The following is a 16,510-nucleotide window of genomic DNA, read 5'->3' as shown; positions in this document are numbered from 1 at the left end:
TGCGCTTGCTGGCCATGACGCTGGCGCTGGCGTGTGCCGTGCCGGTGGCGAATGCCGCGGCGCCGGGCACCTGCGACAAGCCCGTCTACCTGACCCTGGACACCGGTCACATGGGGGTCGCGCCGCTGATCGCCGATGTGCTTAACCGCCATCACGTCAAGGTCACTTTCTTTTTGGCCAACGAACGCACCAAGACCGACGGCTCCAGCCTGGATGACGTCTGGGCGCCGTGGTGGAAGGCGCGCGCGGCGGAAGGGCATGCTTTCGGATCGCATACCTACGACCACGTCTACTGGCAGGCCGACCTGCCGGGCGGAAAGTTTCGCGTGAAGCCTAGCGCGGGCCCGGACACCGGCAAGCGCGCCGAATGGACGGCCGAACAGTACTGCGCCGAAATCAAGCGTTCGGCCACCCGCTTTCACCAGATGACGGGCGCCAGGATGCTGCCGCTGTACCGCGCACCGGGCGGCAAGACGTCGCCCGCCCTGCTCCAGGCCGCCAAGGCCTGCGGCTACGAACACGTGGGCTGGTCGCCGGCCGGCTTCCTGGGCGATGAACTGCCCAGCGATAAATTTCCCAACGCCAAGCTGCTGGATCAGGCGCTGCGCACCATCAAGCCCGGCGATATCCTGCTTGCCCACCTGGGCATCTGGTCGCGCCAGGACCCCTGGGCGCCCGCCGTGCTGGAGCCCTTGATTGTGGGCTTGCAGCAGAAGGGCTATTGTTTTGCCACCTTGGACACGCATCCGGCCTATCGCGACTGGATCGCCACGCATCATTGATCATGGAAACGCTTAGCCAATTCTTCGGGGCATGCCAGCAATGGCTCTTCGAAACGCTGATCCAGCCCGCGCTGTTTCACCTCGGAATGAGCAACTTCATCGAGGACGGCTATGACGCCACCATGTGGCTGCTGGTCGGTCTGGTGCAGGTTGCCGTGCTGGTGCTGGTGTTCGGCCCGCTGCAACGCCTGCGGCCCGTCGAAGCCGTGACCGACCGACGCCAGATCGGCATCGACGTGCTGTACACGCTGATCCACCGCCTGGGCGTTTTTCGCCTGGCGCTGTTCTTCACCATCGACCCGTTCTGGGACAGCGTCTTCGGCCAGCTGCACGTGTGGGGCTTTGCGCCTTTCCAGCTGGACCAGTACTGGCCGGGCGTGACCGACAAGGCCTGGGTCAGCCTCATCATCTATCTGCTGCTGTTCGACGCGGTCGACTACGTCTACCACCGTGCGCAGCACCGCTTCGGCTGGCTGTGGGCGCTGCACGCCGTGCATCACAGCCAGCGCCAGATGACCATCTGGAGCGACGACCGCAACCACCTGCTGGACGACATGCTGCGCGACGTGCTGGTTGTGTTCGTGTCGCAGTTGGTGGGCGTGCCGCCGGCGCAGTTCGTGGCGGTGGTGGCCATTACGCAGCTGGCGCAAAGCTTCTCGCACGCCAATTTGCGCATGCACTTCGGCGCGCTGGGCGAACGCCTGCTGGTCAGTCCGCGTTTCCATCGGCATCACCACTCCATCGCCTACGACGCGTCCACGCCCGGCCCCGTCGGCGGCTACAACTTTGCCGCGCTGTTCCCCATCTGGGACGTGCTGTTTCGCACCGCCCGTTTTGGCGTGGGCTATGGCCCCACGGGCATCCACGACCAGCAGGCCGAATTGGGCGGCCGCGACTACGGCCGCGGGTTCTGGTCGCAGCAATGGCTGGGTCTGAAGCGCATGGTGGGCCGAGACCGCGAACCGGCCTCGGCGCCGCCGCCACCGCCCGGAGCGGCGGAGCGGGCCTGATTCGCCACGCGGGTTCTTAGCAATCTGAACCGGAAATCAGACTCGTCCAATAGCCTTTTTGTCGGATCGCCATCACTGTTGCGGGTCAAGTGATTCGCTCGCGCAGCGCCACGCAATCCGCCAAGGCCACGCGCGTGCCCCACTCAGGAGCCCGCCGTGCCCGACACCGCAGCGCCCGCGCAGCGTTTCGCCCCGATGTCCTACAACGCCCGGGGCCAGCCCGTGTTTCAGTGGACCCTGACGCCCGCCGAGCAGTGCGATCCGGTCATCCTGCGGATCCCGCCGGACGCTATCCTGCCGGTCGTATTCGTTCCGGGCATCATGGGCTCGAATCTGAAGTCCGTGCCTGATGACGGGCAAGAAGCCGAACCCGTCTGGCGGCTGGATGCAGGCTTGGCAGGCAAACCTGTTGATTTGTTCCGGCGTTGGAACGGCGTTCCCGCAGGGACCCGTCAGGCGGTGTTGCACCCCGACCGCGTGACCGTCGATGACGCCGGCGCCGTGCCCGAGCGTCGCGTGGGTTCGGTGATCGTGCCTTCCGTCGAATCGGCCACGCAAAGCAAACAGGCGCTTATCGATCGCTATCGCGAACGGGGCTGGGGCGAAGTCGGCGAAAGCAGCTATCACCCGTTCCTGATCTGGCTCGAAGACTCGCTGAACAGCTCCTATCGGCCGCACGAGTGGCCGGAATTCCAACTGAAGTCCATGCACCTGGACGTGCCCGACGACCCCTCGTTGCAGCCGCGCCTGAAGCCCGGGCTGGAGGTGCCGCTGGCAGGCCTGGGCGAACACCTGCTGCGCCAGCTGCCGCATCTGAAGACGGACGACCTGTCCGCCCGCGCCGCATACCGGATGCCGGTGCACGCGTTTGGCTACAACTGGCTGGCGGACAACAACGTGGCGGCAAACAAGCTGGCCGAGCGTATCGACGAAATCAGGCGTCAGTACGGGTCCGAGTGCCAGCAGGTCATCCTGGTCACACACTCGATGGGCGGGCTGGTGGCACGGCGTTGCGCGCAGTTACCCGGCATGAGCGAAGCCATTGCAGGCGTGGTGCACGGCGTGATGCCGACCCATGGCGCCCCGGTGGCATACCGGCGCTGCAAAGTGGGCATGCAGCAAGAAAGCGCGATGGCCGCCGCCGTGATCGGCGTGACAGGCCAGGACGTCACAGCGGTATTCGCCCAGTCGCCGGGTGCACTGCAATTGCTGCCCACCAAGAACTATTCGCCGGGATGGTTACGCCTGCGAGACCCCGACCACGCGCCCGCCATGCCTGCGCGTCCTGAGGCAGACCCGTACCAGGAAATCTATTTGCGCCGTGATCGCTGGTGGGCGTTGCTGCGCGAAGAGTGGTTAAAGCCGAAGGATGGGGCTCCCGCCGAGTGGAAGGACTACGCGGAAAATATCGAACTGGCGAAGCTGTTTCACGAAAGGATAGACGCCGCCTATCACCCCAACACCTACGTGTATTACGGGGCTGACGCCAAACAGCCGAGTTTCGAAACCATTACCTGGCAAATGCGAGCCGGACGGGGCGATCTGAATCGGCCTTTGGGCGTGCCCCCGGATGCCTTCGTTGTGTCCACCATGCAGATGGCGCAGGTGCGAGATCAAGGATCAAGCCCCTTGTACGTTGGCGGCAGTCGCGTCGTGGAACACGTGCCGGTCAGAGCAGGCCGGCTAGCCGTATCCATGGAAGTCAGCCATTGGGAACTGCACTGCGAAATGCAGGACGGCATCGGTGATGGCACGGTTCCGGTCAGTTCAGGCCAGGCGCCGGCCGCGCAGGCGCGCGAAGGCCAAGTGCGGGTGCAAGTCAGCGCCACGGGCTTTGACCATGAGGGCGCATTCAAAGTGATGCAGACCCGCCACTTCACGCTGTATAGCCTCATCAAGATCGCTGCTCAAGCCAAGCGTCCGTCATGCGTCGCTTGATCCCGCTGCTTTGTCTGTCGGCCGGGCTCGCCGCGGGCGTGATGGCCCTATTTCATTCAAAAGAGGAATCCGCCGTGAACGAGATTACCGGCCCCATGCGAACGTGGGCGGTAGGCAGACAACTGATCGAACTTCCCGCCGACTGGGGGCCGCCTTCCAGGGCGTTCGCGAAGCTCTACTACGGAGGAGGGGCCGATCATACGAGCGTTCAAATCGATATTCTGGGGCAAGACATCACGTTGGCTCAGCTTGACGAGGCTCTATCAGAACGCGCCCGCCGCATCGGCGCCGTCAACAGTTCTGAAACCGGCAAATCCGTGCTTCTCGGTGCGGAGGAATTGGCGCGGGGGAAGTGGCTGTTCCAATTTCACCGGAGCCTGGGCAGCACGGGGTCGCAAACCTATGAACTGCATCTGCTGGTGAACGGCACGCACGTCAAGCTGGCAGCAAACTCGTACGAGGGCAGCAATGCACAGGTCGAGTCGCGCCTGCTTGAGCTCGCTGCGCAAGTTGTCGGCGTCAAGCAAGCCGAAGCGGCCGGCCCGGGCCTTTCGCTGGGCCCCGTCATCATCCGGGGTACGCACGACCACGAGATGGGCATCGTGAGCTTCATGGCGCGAGGCTCGAACGTCAAACTGGAAATCTACTTCAGTGACTCCGCGCGCAATGAGTCGCCTCGCCTCATCGAACGCATGGTCCGTGACTTCAAAGCCTTTCGCGTCTGGGACCCCGATGTGGTGCGCAAGGGGCATACCACGCTGGCTGGGAATCCCGCGGAGGAATACCTGATGCGGTATGAAACGAAAGACCATCGCGGGTTCTTGTTTGTGGCTGAAAACTACAGGGATAGTCGTTCGTTGGCGAGTCCATCGGTTAATTTCCGCCTGACCGCGGGCGGCGTGCCCCGACTGCACGCCAACCCGGAGGTCACACCGGACAAGTTGCTTAATTGGCTTTTGCCCAACTTTGTCCCTCGGGGCGATCCTCCGTTGTGGCAAAGAAAAAGGCCCCGTCCACCTGTCGACTCCACATTGAGCAAGGATCAGGCGCTGGCAATCTGGGATCACGCTATGCGTTCACTGCGCCCGCGTTACGGGGCCGTTGCTCCGCCCCGCGTCGAGCCGCAAAGCGCTACGCGTGGACCTACCCCCGCCCAGGCGGAAGCGGCCCGAAAAGCCCTGGATGACTTTATCGCCAGCGAACCCGGCACAGAGAAATAGCCCCCGCCGGTCCGCCAGCCGTTACGGCGCGTCGTGCGTCGTTTCCCGTTTGATTTCGTCGTGGCGGCGTTCCATTTCCTGGCGCAGTTCGCGGCGCAGACGCGCGGCTTCGAAGCGTTGCTTTTCTTCCAGGTTGCGCGGGGCCAGCGGCGGCACAGCGGTGGGTGCGCCGTTGTCGTCCACCGCCACCATCGTGAAATAACAGCTGTTGGTATGGCGCACGAGCTTCTTGCGGATGTCTTCGGTGACGACCTTGATGCCGATTTCCATCGACGTGCGTCCGGTGTAATTCACCGCCGCCAGGAAAGTGACCAATTCGCCCACGTGGATGGGTTCGCGGAACACGACCTGGTCCACCGACAGCGTGACCACGTATTGGCCGGCGTAGCGGCTGGCACAGGCGTAGGCCACCTGGTCCAGGTACTTCAAGATGGTTCCGCCGTGTACGTTCCCTGAAAAATTCGCCATGTCAGGCGTCATCAGGATGGTCATCGACAATTGGTGGCTAAAGGCGTCGTCCATGGCGGGCGCTCATCATTGAAAAATAAAACGCCTATGGTAGCGGCAGGCGCCTGTCACCGAGCCGTCATCCGGCCACGTGCTAGGGTTTCTTCTCGGAAGGCTGGGCGGCGCTGGCGGCGGGCTCCACATCCACATCCGAATCCACTTCCGCCGGCGGCTGCGGATCATCGCGCACCAAGGCGGGCGGCATCCACAGCCCGTCCAACAAAACCGGCTGCGGTTCGTACATACGCAACAACATCGTCACGGCGCCCGATGCGGGCAGCGGCAGCCAGTTGGCTTGGTCCTCGGGGGCGGGCGGCGTCTGGCTGAAATGCAGGTCCAGTGAGCCATCGGCGTTGTAGCGCAACGGCTGACGGTCGCCCAGGGTATGACGGCCAAGCATGTTGGCAACGGGCATGCCCTGGCTGTCGTAAGCGGCCAATGACCACAGCGCGCCAGCGGGCGGGAGCTGCCCGCCTTCAAAGTGCAAGAAGTAACGATGCGCGCCGTTGATCGGGGCACCCTGGTTGTCGGCAGCCAGCAGCAGCACGGCCAGATCCTCGGGCAGGCTGGCGCCAGGCTGTGCTTGCGCGGCCAGCGCGCGGCGCAGGTACGCGTTGCCATACACGCCCACGCTGGCTGTTTCCTGTTGCCAGCCGTTCAGGTTGCGCAGCGAGGCGCCCGCGGCGGCCTGCATGCGCTCACGCGCCGCGCGCAGTCCGCGTCGCATGCCTTGTTTGGCGGGGTGGTCAAGCTTGTCGAAATCAAACGGACGGCCCGCAATCAGGCCTGCCTGGCGCAGCTTGGCCAGCATCGGCTGGTCGGTTGCGTGCGGCGGATTCTTGCGCAGCAGCTCGGCGGCGTAGGTGAAGAACGCGTCGGTCGGCATGGATTCCACCTGCTCGCGCACGGCTATCTTCAGGTCCAGATTGGGGTCCGACTTCACCCGCTGCGACTGCGCCGGCAAGTTCCACTGTGACAGCGGCGTCAGCGCGTAGCCGTCCTGCAAGGCATTCACGGCGGCGAAATCGGCGGGCCGGTCTGCCTGGATCAGCAGCTTGGCCAGGACGTGCGGGGTCGGTGCGTCAATGCGGGCCATGCCGGAGGGCAGCGTGCCCGTCCAGCCGGGCGGCACGATCACGGTGTTGGACTTGCCCGTGCCGGTGGTGCGCTTGCCCAGCATGGCGAAGGCGTCTGTCCACATGTCCACCAGCGTCAACGAATACAGCCGGCCCTGGGTGTCGGGCGCCGACAGCACGACGGGGCCGGCCGTCAGGTCGATCCAGCCGGTGCTGCGCAGCATGTCGGGGTTGGCCCACGGGGCCGCCTCGCCGGCCGGGGGCAGGCCGCGACCATGCAGGAACGTGTTGGCGGCCGCACCCTGGGCGCCTCGCGACGGATGCGTGAACTGCCGCCGGTTCAAGTCCATCGTCACCAGCGGATAGAAGTACAGGTAGCCTTCCATGGCCGCTTGCTGGGCGACTTCGGTTGCGGCGGCGGCCGGTGTGAGCCGCGCGGATGCGGGCGCGGCCAGTGCGGTGGGGGCGGGCGTCCCGGCCAGGCAGGCCAGGCACAAAGCCAAGGGAACAAAACGGCGCATCGGGCATTCCAACGGTCAAGCGTGAACGAGGAATGTAGCAGCCGCCAGACACTCCAAAATCTGCGAACAACTCCCATTTCGCCGCCAAATCGGCGTTAGCCGGGCTTTTTCCGTGGCGCGCGACTTGGTCTTGCGAATATACTTATTGAAATATCCTTGGAAGTTGTAGGGCTTTTCCGCGTTGGGCAAGCCACCGGCTTTCGTCATTCACCAGGAGAGGAGTGCTTCATGGTCAACATGAATCGCCGCCAGTTCTTCAAGGTGACAGGTGCCACCCTGGCAGGCTCTAGCCTGGCATTGCTCGGGGTAGCCCCCGGCACGGCCATGGCTGAAGTGCGCCAGTACAAACTTGCGCGCATGACTGAAACGCGCAACACCTGTCCCTACTGTTCGGTCGCCTGTGGCTTGCTGATGTACGGTCTGGGCGACGGCGCCAAGAACGCGCGCGCCAGCATCATGCACATCGAAGGCGACCCTGATCACCCCGTCAACCGCGGCACGCTCTGTCCGAAGGGCGCGGCGCTGATCGACTTCATCCACAGCCCCAACCGCCTGAAGTACCCGGAATACCGGGCGCCCGGGTCGGACAAATGGGTGCGGATGTCGTGGGACGACGCGCTGACCCGCATCACCAAACTCATGAAAGCCGACCGCGACGCGAACTTCGTCGAGAAGACCGCGGACGGCAAGACAGTCAACCGGTGGCTGACCACCGGCATGCTGGCCGCCTCTGCAAGCAGCAACGAGGTGGGCTACGTTACGCACAAGACCGTGCGCAGCATGGGGATGTTGGCGTTCGATAACCAAGCACGTGTCTGACACGGCCCGACGGTGGCAGGTCTTGCCCCGACGTTTGGCCGTGGAGCGATGACGAACCATTGGGTCGACATCAAGAACGCGGACGTAGTGCTGATCATGGGTGGCAATGCCGCCGAGGCCCACCCGTGCGGGTTCAAATGGGTCACGGAAGCAAAAGCCCATAACAAGGCGAAGCTGATCGTTGTGGATCCGCGCTTTACGCGTTCGGCATCCGTGGCGGATTTCTACGCGCCCATACGCACCGGCACCGACATCATCTTCCTGGGTGGCGTCATCAAGTACCTGTTGGATCACGACAAGATCCAGCACGAGTACGTGCGCAATTACACCGACTTTTCTTTCATCGTTCGTGAGGACTTCACGTTCGAGGAAGGCTTGTATTCCGGCTACAACGCCGACAAGCGTTCCTACGACAAGGCCAGCTGGGACTACGAGCGCGGCGACGACGGTTTCGTCAAGACGGACCCGACGCTGGCGCATCCGCGCACCGTCTACCAACTGATGAAGAAGCACTATTCGCGCTACACCGAAGACATGGTCGAGCGCGTGTGCGGCACGCCCAAAGACAAGTTCCTGAAGGTGTGCGAAATGCTGGCGTCCACCGCCAGCCCCACCCGCGCGGGCACGATCCTGTATGCGCTGGGCTGGACGCAGCATTCCATCGGTTCGCAGATCATCCGCACCGGCGCGATGGTGCAGCTGTTGCTGGGCAATATCGGCATCGCCGGTGGCGGCATGAACGCGCTGCGCGGGCACTCGAACATTCAGGGCCTGACCGATCTTGGCCTGATGTCGAACCTGCTGCCGGGCTACATGACGCTGCCCAACGAACCCGAGCAGGATTACGCCAAGTACATCGAGACCCGTACGCAAAAGCCGCTGCGTCCCAACCAACTCAGCTACTGGCAGAACTACAACAAGTTCCACGTCAGCCTGATGAAGGCCTGGTGGGGCAACGCCGCCACGGCGGAAAACAACTGGGCGTTCGACTACCTGCCCAAGCTGGACAAGCTTTACGACATGCTCCAGGTCTACGAGCTGATGGTCCAGGGCAAGATGAACGGCTACATCGCGCAGGGTTTCAACCCGCTGGCGGCGGCGCCCAACAAGGCCAAGTTGAATGACGGTTTCGCCAAGCTGAAATTCCTGGTCATCATGGACCCGCTGGTCACCGAGACCTCCGAATTCTGGCGCAACGCGGGCGAGGCCAACGATGTGGATCCGTCCAAGATCCAGACCGAAGTCTTCCGCCTGCCCACCACCTGTTTCGCCGAGGAAGACGGCGCGCTGGTGAACTCCGGGCGCTGGCTGCAATGGCACTGGAAGGGCGCCGAGCCTCCGGGCGAAGCCAAGAGCGACATCGAAATCATGTCGCTGATCTTCACGCGCCTGCGCAAGATGTACCAGGACGAAGGCGGCACGTATCCCGACCCCATCGTCAACCTGTCCTGGCCGTACTCGAACCCGCAGAACCCCACCGCCGAGGAACTGGCCAAGGAATACTCCGGGCGCGCCCTGGTGGACCTGGTCGACCCCAAGGACCCCACCAAGGTCACCCGCAAGGGCGGCGAGCAACTGGCGGGTTTTGCGGAACTGCGCGACGACGGCTCCACCGCCAGCGGCTGCTGGATCTTCGCCGGCGCCTGGGGGCCCGGCGGCAACCTGATGGCGCGGCGCGACAACAGCGACCCCACCGGCATCGGCCAGACCCTGAACTGGGCCTGGGCGTGGCCGGCCAACCGCCGCATCCTGTACAACCGCGCATCTTGCGACGTGGCGGGCAAGCCCTTTGATCCGCGCCGCAAGCTGATCGGCTGGAACGGCAAGATCTGGGCCGGTGCCGACATCCCCGACTTCAAGGGCGACGAAAACCCCGACGGCGGCATGGGGCCGTTCATCATGAACCCGGAAGGCGTGGCGCGCTTCTTCGCGCGGGCGGGCATGGCCGAAGGGCCGTTCCCGGAACACTACGAACCCTTCGAAACGCCGCTGGGATACAACCCGCTGTACCCGAAGGCCAAGGGCGTGACCAGCAACCCGGCCGCGCGCGTCTTCAAGGACGACCTGGCCGCGATGGGCACGGTCGACAAGTTCCCGTACGTGGCCACCACCTACCGCCTGACCGAGCACTTCCACTACTGGACCAAGAACGTCCGCATCAACGCGATTCTCCAGCCGGAGCAATTCGTCGAGATCGGCGATGCCTTGGCCAAGGAACTGGGTATTGCCAACGGGTCGCGGGTCAAGGTGTCGTCCAACCGCGGCTACATCAAGGCGGTGGCGCTGGTCACCAAGCGCCTGCGTGCGTTGACCATCGAAGGCAAGACGGTGCACCACGTGGGCATTCCGATCCACTGGGGTTTCGTGGGCCTGGCCAAACCCGGCTTTTTGACCAATACCCTGACGCCATTCGTGGGCGACGGCAATTCCCAGACACCGGAATTCAAGTCGTTCCTGGTCAAGGTCGAGAAGGCCTAGGAGAACCGACATGTCCATGCAATCCCTAGACATCAAGCGGCGCTCGGCCACCACCACGCCGCCGCCCGGTATCCGTGAACCCATCACCGGCTCGGTCGCCAAGCTGATCGACGTCTCCAAGTGCATCGGGTGCAAGGCTTGCCAAAGCGCCTGTATGGAATGGAACGATCTGCGCGACGAGATCGGCACCAACGTGGGCGTCTATGACAACCCGGCCGACCTGACCGAGCACTCCTGGACCGTCATGCGCTTCTCGGAATACGAGAACCCCGCCGGCGACCTGGAATGGCTGATCCGCAAGGACGGCTGCATGCACTGCGAGGACCCGGGCTGCCTCAAGGCCTGCCCCTCGCCGGGCGCCATCATCCAATACACCAACGGCATCGTGGACTTCCACGAGGAAAACTGTATTGGCTGCGGCTACTGCATCACCGGCTGTCCGTTCAACGTGCCGCGCATCTCCAAGAAAGACCACAAGGCGTACAAGTGCACCTTGTGTTCCGACCGCGTGGCCGTCGGCCAGGAGCCGGCCTGCGTCAAGGCCTGCCCCACCGGCGCCATCGTCTTCGGCACCAAGGAAGACATGAAGCAGCATGCCGAGGAACGGATCGTGGACCTGAAGTCCCGCGGTTTCGACCAAGCCGGGCTGTACGACCCGCAAGGCGTGGGCGGCACCCACGTCATGTACGTGCTGCATCACGCCGACCAGCCCGGGCTGTATCACGGCCTGCCCCAGGACCCGAAGATCAGTCCCATGGTGTCGCTGTGGAAGGGCTTGGCCAAACCGCTGGGTGTGGCCGCGATGGCCCTGACCGCCCTGGCGGGATTCTTCCACTACGCCCGCGTGGGCCGTAACGAGGTGTCGGAGGAAGACGAGCGCCGCGCCGAAGAGGAGATCCGCCATGACTGAAGACCACCGTCACCGTCGCATCAAGCGCTATTCGCCGGGTGAGCGCACCAACCACTGGATCATCGCCTTCACGTTCATTCTGTTGGCGCTGTCCGGGCTGGCGCTGTTTCACCCGTCGATGTACTGGCTGACCAACCTGTTCGGCGGCGGCCCCTGGACGCGCATTCTGCACCCCATCATCGGGGTGGTGATGTTCGTCTGCTTCGTCGTGTTCGCCGGCCATATGTGGCGGCACAACCTGATGACGCGCGCTGATCGCCAGTGGCTCAAGCAGCTGAACGACGTGGTCGAGAACCGCGAGGAAAAGCTGCCCGAAGTCGGCAAGTACAACGCCGGCCAGAAGCTGCTGTTCTACGTGCTGGTGTTGTGCATGCTGGGCCTGTTCGCCAGCGGTATCGTGATCTGGCGCGAATATTTCGCGTTCTATTTCCCGATCTGGGTGGTGCGGGTCGCGTCCGTGGTGCACGCCGTCAGTGCGCTGGTGCTGATCTGCTCGATCATCGTGCACATCTACGCCGCGATCTGGGTCAAGGGCTCGTTGACGGCCATGCTGCGCGGTTATGTCACGGCGGGCTGGGCGTGGAAGCACCATCGCGCCTGGTTCCGCGAACAGATCCGGAAGTAGCGCCGGTTTTATCCTGATCGCACGGCTGCTATCCTTCTTCGAAGGCTGGCAGCCGTGTTTGTTTTTTTGGAGACGCAATTGCAGCGAATTCTTCCGCGCGGTGAAATCGAAGCGCTAGACCACAATGTCATCCCCCGCGTCAGCCTGCCTGAACGCGGCTCGATTTTTTCAACGCGCGCGGCGCGCCTGCGGCAACTGGCGTCGGATAGCCCGGTGGCCGATTACCTGCTGCTGATGGCGCATCTGGTCGACGCCCAGCATCGCGCCCTGCAGGCCTGCGCCGCGCCCGGCGTATCCGAAGACCGGCTGTCGCTGGCGCAGGCGCATGGCATGCCGCCGCTACAGGCGGTGGGCTGGCCGCGCGACCCGATGTGGCGCGGCATCCTGGCGCGCCTGGTCGATGACGTATCGCGTACCGCGGGGGTGCCTGCCGAAGCCGTCGAAGTCTGTACTGCGTTGCGCCGCGCAATCGACCAAGACCCCGAATCCCTCGAAGACCTGGCCGAAGCCGTGTTGGCCGAACAGGACCAGGGCGTGGACGGCGCGGCCGCGCCCTTCGTCATGGCGGCCTTGCAAGTCTATTGGACCGATCTGGCCAGCCGCTTCGACGCCAAGCAATTGCCCGTGGTCAGCCCGTTCGGCGTGTGCCCCGTTTGCGCCAGCTTGCCGGTGGCCAGCGTAGTGCGCGTGGGCGGCCAGTTCGAAGGCTACCGCTACTTGTGTTGCAGCCTGTGCGCCACGCAATGGCACATGGTGCGCGTCAAGTGCACGCATTGCGAAGACGTGGAATCGGTGGCGTACCAGGCCATCGACGGCCGCGCACCCGCCATCAAGGCCGAAACCTGCGACCACTGCCACACCTATCGCAAGATCTTCTACCAGGACAAGGACCTGCACGTGGAACCCGTGGCCGATGACCTGGCCAGCCTGATGCTGGACGTGCTGGTGGGCGAGGCAGGTTATTCGCGCGCCAGCGGCAACCCGCTGCTGTGGCATGGCAACGAGGACTAGCCGCATGGCCGAGCTTCCGTCAGAAGACAGCGCCGTCGCCGCTGAGACTGCCGCTGCTGAAACCGCCGCCGCTGGGGCTGCCGGCGTCGGGACTGTCGCCGCTGAAACCGCCGCCGCCGATACTGCCGCTGCTGCGTCCGACATCCCGCCGCTGGACCGCCTGTTGAACGCGGACGCGATGCGCACCGCGCTGGACACGCACGGGCGCACGCAGGTCGTGGCGGCATTGCGGCGCCACCTGGACACGCTGCGTCAACGCGCGCTGGCCGGCGGCTTGATGCAGCGCGAACTGAATGCCAGCACGGTGGCCTCCCGCGTGACGGCAGCGCTGGACAAGGCCGCGCAACCCCGCCTGCGCGCGGTCTATAACCTGACCGGCACCGTGCTGCACACCAACCTGGGCCGGGCGCTGTTGCCCGACGAAGCGGTGGCCTCGGTGCTGCGCGCGCTGACCACGCCGGCCAATCTGGAATTCGATCTGGATACCGGTGGCCGCGGGGATCGCGACGATCTCATCGACGACCTGCTGTGCGAACTGACGGGCGCCGAAGCCGCCACCGTCGTCAACAACAACGCCGCCGCCGTGCTGCTCATGCTGAACGCCCTGGCGGACCGGCGCGAGGTCGTGGTGTCGCGTGGTGAACTGGTTGAAATCGGCGGCGCGTTCCGCATCCCCGACATCATGAAACGCGCCGGCGCCAAGCTCGTTGAAGTGGGTACCACCAACCGCACGCATGCCGCCGACTACGACGGCGCCATCGGGCCGCGCACCGCGATGCTGATGAAGGTGCATTGCAGCAATTACGCGGTCACCGGCTTCACCAAGAGCGTCGGCGTGGCCGAGGTGGCGGCGCTGGCGCATGCTAAGGGCTTGCCCGCCACGGTAGACCTGGGCAGCGGCACGCTTGTGGACCTGACGGAGTTCGGCCTGCCGCGCGAAGACACGGTGCGCGACACCATCGCGGCAGGCGCCGACCTGGTCACCTTCAGCGGCGACAAACTGCTGGGCGGCCCGCAAGCCGGCCTGTTGGTCGGCCGCGCCGACCTGATCCGCAAGATCAAGAAAAACCCGCTCAAGCGCGCGCTACGCGTCGGCAAGCTGACGCTGGCGGCGTTGGAACCCGTGCTGCACCTGTATCGCGCGCCCGAATTCCTGGCGCAGCGGCTCACCACGCTACGCCTGTTGACCCGGCCGCAACGCGATATCCAGCCGCTGGCCGACCGGCTGCGCGACGTTTTGGCGCATGCGGTCGGTGCGAACTACGCCGTGCAGGCCGTTCCCATGTTCAGCCAGATCGGCAGCGGCGCGTTGCCGGTGGACCAGTTGCCCAGCTTCGGCCTTGCGCTGCGCTACACCGGCAGCGGGCGCCCCGGCCGCCATCTGGACAAGCTGGAAACCCGGCTGCGCGGTCTGCCCACTCCCGTCATCGGCCGTATTGCCGACGACGCGCTGTGGCTGGACCTGCGCTGCCTTGAAGCCCGTGACGAAGCCGCCTTCACCGCGCAACTGGCGGAGCCGCTGGCATGATCATCGGCACCGCCGGACACATCGACCATGGCAAGACCACGTTGGTGCGCGCGCTGACGGGCGTAGATACCGACCGGCTCAAGGAAGAAAAGGCGCGCGGCATTTCCATTGAATTGGGCTACGCCTACACGCCGCTGGACAACGGCGACGTGCTGGGTTTCATCGACGTGCCTGGTCACGAAAAGCTGGTGCACACCATGGCCGCCGGCGCCAGCGGCATCGACTTCGGCCTGTTGGTGGTGGCCGCCGACGACGGCGTCATGCCCCAGACCCGCGAGCACCTGGCCATCCTGACGCTGCTGGGCGTCTCGCGCGGCGCGGTGGCACTGACCAAGGCCGACCGCGCCGACGCCCAACGCCTGGCCGCCGTGCGCGCCGATATCGCCGCGCTGGCAGCGGGCACGTTTCTGGACGGCGCGCCGGTCCATGCCGTAAGCGCCACGCAGACCGACGACGTTGGCACGGCGAAGTTGAAAGACTATCTGCACCGTCAGGCGCAAGACCTGCAACGGCGCGACGCGGCCGGCTTGTTCCGGCTGGCCGTGGACCGCGTGTTTACGTTGGCCGGCCACGGCACCGTGGTCACCGGCACGGCGCATTCGGGCGTGGCGCGCGCCGGCGACGAGGCGGCCGACCTGCGCCTGATGCCCGCCGGCACGCGCGTGCGGGTGCGCGGCATTCATGCGCAGAACCGGCCCAGTGAAACCGGCGCGGCGGGCCAGCGTTGCGCACTGAATCTGGCGGGCATCGACAAGCATGCCATCGCGCGCGGCGACTGGATCGCGGACGCCCGCTGTTTTTTGCCGTCGCGCCATCTGGATGTGGCCCTGACCTTGTTGCCGTCCGCCGACGCGCCCTTGCGTGCATGGGCGCCGTTGCACGTGCACATCGGCGCGGCGCGGCACGTGGCGCACGTGGTGCCGATCAGCGCCGAGACCTTGGCGCCCGGGCAGTCCGGCTGGGTGCAACTGGTGTTCGATGAGCCCGTGTGCGCCATGCCGGGCGACCGCTACATCGTGCGCAACGCGCAGGCCACGCGCACGGTCGGTGGCGGACGCGTGCTGGACCCCAACGCACCCGACCGCAAGCGCCGCGCCGCCGCTCGCATGCAAGCGTTGCAGGCCCTGTCCGACATGCTGGATGGCGGCGGTTTGCCACCGGTGCTGGCGCACGCGCCGCTGGGCCTGGACGAAGCCGCGTTGCAACGCCTGACGGGCATGCCGGTGCGCGACATCGCCGCCCCTCATGGCGCGCTGTGGGTCGAAACGCGCAACGCGCAGGCGCCCCGCACGTTGATCCTGGCCGCGCACTGGCAGGCGCTGCTTGCCCGCGTCGAACAGGCGCTGGCATCCTTTCACCACGGCGCGCCGGACGAGCCCGGCCCGGACAGTGCACGCCTGCGTCGCATGGCGATGCCGGTGGGCCCCGATGCGTTGTGGACCGCCGTACTCGACGCGCTGCAACGCGATGGGCGCCTTTCGCGCAACGGCCCTTGGCTGCACCTGCCGTCGCACACGTCCACGCTCGCCGACGACGAAAATGCGCTGGCCGCGCGTGTGCTGCCGCTATTGAACGCCGGCGCGTTCGACCCGCCATGGGTGCGCGACGTGGCGCGCGCGCTGGCCGAACCCGAAGAGCGCGTGCGCCTGCTGCTGCGCAAGCTGCTGCGTCGCGGCGAAGTCGCGCAAGTGGTCAAGGACTTGTTCTATCACCGCGATCAGGTGCGTGTGCTGGCCAGCATGGCGGCGGACCTGGCAAGCCAGGCGCGCGGCCTGAACGCGGCGGTGTTCCGCGACGCCACGGGCCTGGGACGCAAGCGCGCCATCCAGATCCTGGAATTCTTTGATCGCGTGGGCTACACGCGGCGTGTGCGCGACACCCACGTGCTGCGCGGCGACAGCGCTTTTGCTTCGACGCAAGAGGCGCCGCAGCCGGTATCATAGGCACCTTCGCTGCGGAAGGCATCCGTGCCCGGCGGCACGGCTGGGCTTCAAACCCAGTTGGGGGCGTCAGACGTTCCCAGGTAGGTTCGACTCCTGCTGCCTTCCGCCACACCCCCCGCCACACCCCCCGCCACGGCTTCAT

12 protein-coding genes and 1 tRNA gene are annotated in these 16,510 nt (G+C 65.3%); 11 read left to right on the top strand and 2 right to left on the bottom strand.

Annotated elements, in window-relative coordinates; genetic code table 11:
• Positions 1 to 14: 14 nt before the first annotated feature.
• The 4 genes from YH64_RS07130 (at position 15) to YH64_RS07115 (ending at position 4,950) form a co-directional block, all read left to right on the top strand.
• Positions 15 to 782 carry a polysaccharide deacetylase family protein gene (locus YH64_RS07130; RefSeq protein ID WP_046805641.1) on the top strand — a complete coding sequence of 256 codons (768 nt, stop codon included), beginning with the start codon at positions 15 to 17 and terminating at the stop codon, positions 780 to 782.
• A gap of 2 nt (positions 783 to 784) precedes the next feature.
• Complete coding sequence (locus YH64_RS07125; protein WP_046805594.1) at positions 785 to 1,792, top strand: sterol desaturase family protein; 1,008 nt, start codon at positions 785 to 787, stop codon at positions 1,790 to 1,792.
• A 156-nt stretch (positions 1,793 to 1,948) separates the two neighbouring features.
• The gene (locus YH64_RS07120) at positions 1,949 to 3,730 is read left to right on the top strand and encodes a triacylglycerol lipase (RefSeq protein WP_052946041.1); all 1,782 of its coding nucleotides are present in this window, start codon (positions 1,949 to 1,951) and stop codon (positions 3,728 to 3,730) included.
• Positions 3,718 to 4,950, top strand: coding sequence for a T6SS immunity protein Tli4 family protein (locus YH64_RS07115; protein WP_052946042.1), 1,233 nt, complete (start codon positions 3,718 to 3,720; stop codon positions 4,948 to 4,950). Before YH64_RS07120 ends, YH64_RS07115 begins: the two co-directional genes overlap by 13 nt.
• Positions 4,951 to 4,971: 21 nt before the next feature.
• Here YH64_RS07115 and YH64_RS07110 read toward each other — a convergent pair whose 3' ends face one another.
• Both YH64_RS07110 and YH64_RS07105 read right to left on the bottom strand, forming a co-directional pair.
• Positions 4,972 to 5,472, bottom strand: a complete 501-nt coding sequence (locus YH64_RS07110) for an acyl-CoA thioesterase (RefSeq protein WP_046805595.1) — start codon at positions 5,470 to 5,472, stop codon at positions 4,972 to 4,974.
• 79 nt (positions 5,473 to 5,551) lie between these two features.
• A complete protein-coding gene (locus YH64_RS07105; RefSeq protein WP_046805596.1) occupies positions 5,552 to 7,054 on the bottom strand; it encodes a DUF1254 domain-containing protein in 1,503 nt (500 codons plus the stop codon).
• 228 nt (positions 7,055 to 7,282) lie between these two features.
• Here YH64_RS07105 and fdnG point away from each other — a divergent pair, with 228 nt between their 5' ends.
• The 7 genes from fdnG (at position 7,283) to YH64_RS07070 (ending at position 16,477) form a co-directional block, all read left to right on the top strand.
• Entirely contained in the window at positions 7,283 to 10,351 is a 3,069-nt protein-coding gene (fdnG, locus tag YH64_RS07100; RefSeq protein ID WP_143215278.1) for a formate dehydrogenase-N subunit alpha, read from the top strand.
• Positions 10,352 to 10,361: 10 nt separating this feature from the next.
• Entirely contained in the window at positions 10,362 to 11,261 is a 900-nt protein-coding gene (gene fdxH / locus YH64_RS07095; RefSeq protein ID WP_046805599.1) for a formate dehydrogenase subunit beta, read from the top strand.
• Complete coding sequence (locus YH64_RS07090) at positions 11,254 to 11,886, top strand: formate dehydrogenase subunit gamma (protein WP_046805600.1); 633 nt, start codon at positions 11,254 to 11,256, stop codon at positions 11,884 to 11,886. Before fdxH ends, YH64_RS07090 begins: the two co-directional genes overlap by 8 nt.
• 78 nt (positions 11,887 to 11,964) lie before the next feature.
• Complete coding sequence (gene fdhE / locus YH64_RS07085) at positions 11,965 to 12,897, top strand: formate dehydrogenase accessory protein FdhE (protein WP_046805601.1); 933 nt, start codon at positions 11,965 to 11,967, stop codon at positions 12,895 to 12,897.
• A 4-nt stretch (positions 12,898 to 12,901) separates the two neighbouring features.
• A complete protein-coding gene (selA, locus tag YH64_RS07080) occupies positions 12,902 to 14,425 on the top strand; it encodes an L-seryl-tRNA(Sec) selenium transferase (protein WP_255444176.1) in 1,524 nt (507 codons plus the stop codon).
• Positions 14,422 to 16,368, top strand: coding sequence for a selenocysteine-specific translation elongation factor (gene selB / locus YH64_RS07075; RefSeq protein WP_046805602.1), 1,947 nt, complete (start codon positions 14,422 to 14,424; stop codon positions 16,366 to 16,368). The genes selA and selB overlap by 4 nt, the downstream gene beginning before the upstream one ends.
• A gap of 13 nt (positions 16,369 to 16,381) precedes the next feature.
• Positions 16,382 to 16,477: transfer RNA gene (locus YH64_RS07070), tRNA-Sec, on the top strand.
• Positions 16,478 to 16,510: the final 33 nt, after the last annotated feature.

The organism is Achromobacter sp. LC458, from assembly GCF_001005835.2.
Classification (GTDB): domain Bacteria; phylum Pseudomonadota; class Gammaproteobacteria; order Burkholderiales; family Burkholderiaceae_B; genus Achromobacter; species Achromobacter spanius_B.
Note: the sequence above shows the minus strand (reverse complement) of the source record. Positions and strands in the feature narration are given on the sequence as shown.

Excerpts from the sequence above, each read along its gene's own strand:
- YH64_RS07130 (WP_046805641.1), top strand. The coding sequence starts at position 15 with ATGACGCTGGCGCTGGCGTGTGCCGTGCCGGTGGCGAATGCCGCGGCG.
- YH64_RS07125 (WP_046805594.1), top strand. The coding sequence starts at position 785 with ATGGAAACGCTTAGCCAATTCTTCGGGGCATGCCAGCAATGGCTCTTC.
- YH64_RS07115 (WP_052946042.1), top strand. The coding sequence starts at position 3,718 with ATGCGTCGCTTGATCCCGCTGCTTTGTCTGTCGGCCGGGCTCGCCGCG.
- YH64_RS07110 (WP_046805595.1), bottom strand. The coding sequence starts at position 5,472 with ATGGACGACGCCTTTAGCCACCAATTGTCGATGACCATCCTGATGACG.
- YH64_RS07105 (WP_046805596.1), bottom strand. The coding sequence starts at position 7,054 with ATGCGCCGTTTTGTTCCCTTGGCTTTGTGCCTGGCCTGCCTGGCCGGG.
- fdxH (WP_046805599.1), top strand. The coding sequence starts at position 10,362 with ATGTCCATGCAATCCCTAGACATCAAGCGGCGCTCGGCCACCACCACG.
- YH64_RS07090 (WP_046805600.1), top strand. The coding sequence starts at position 11,254 with ATGACTGAAGACCACCGTCACCGTCGCATCAAGCGCTATTCGCCGGGT.
- selA (WP_255444176.1), top strand. The coding sequence starts at position 12,902 with ATGGCCGAGCTTCCGTCAGAAGACAGCGCCGTCGCCGCTGAGACTGCC.
- selB (WP_046805602.1), top strand. The coding sequence starts at position 14,422 with ATGATCATCGGCACCGCCGGACACATCGACCATGGCAAGACCACGTTG.